1 protein-coding gene is annotated in these 522 nt (G+C 67.6%); it reads left to right on the top strand.

All coding sequences use genetic code 11. From position 1 onward, the window contains the following. Positions 1 to 358 (top strand): helix-turn-helix domain-containing protein (locus GEV06_29295; protein ID MPZ21932.1); only part of this gene is annotated, 358 nt, incomplete at its 5' end. Between the last annotated feature and the right edge of the window lie 164 nt (positions 359 to 522).

Genomic DNA, 522 nt, shown 5'->3' with positions numbered 1-522 from the left:
GGACGAGGACGATCCTGGTCGTGATGGCCCGGTGCCGACCCAGGAGGTAGTCGCCGAGCGGGTCGGGGTGCACGTCGACACGGTGGTGAAGACCTCGAAGGCCTATGCCGAGCGTGGCGGTGACGTCGAGGCGACGATCAGCCGCAAGAAGCGGCTCACCCCGCCGGTGGAGCCGAAGGTGACCGGCGAGGTCGAGGCCCGCCTGATCGCGCTGGCCTGCTCGACGCCGCCGGAAGGGCACGCCCGCTGGTCGCTGCGTCTGCTGGAGAAGCACGTCGCGTTGATCGATGACATTCCCGACCTGGACCACTCCACCATCGGCAAGGTGCTCAAAAGGGGGCGCTTCGTCCTCACCTGAAGAAGCAGTGGACGATCCCGCCGAAGGCGAACGCCGAGTTCACCGCCCGGATGGAAGACGTCCTGGCGGTCTACGCGCGCCCCTATGATCCGGCTCGCCCGGTGGTGTGCATGGATGAGAAGCCTTATCAGTTGCTCGCGCACGCCCGTGAGGCGATCGGCGCG

Origin of the sequence: Luteitalea sp., from assembly GCA_009377605.1 — a bacterium.
GTDB lineage: Bacteria > Acidobacteriota > Vicinamibacteria > Vicinamibacterales > Vicinamibacteraceae > WHTT01.
This window is presented reverse-complemented; position numbering and strand designations above follow the sequence as displayed.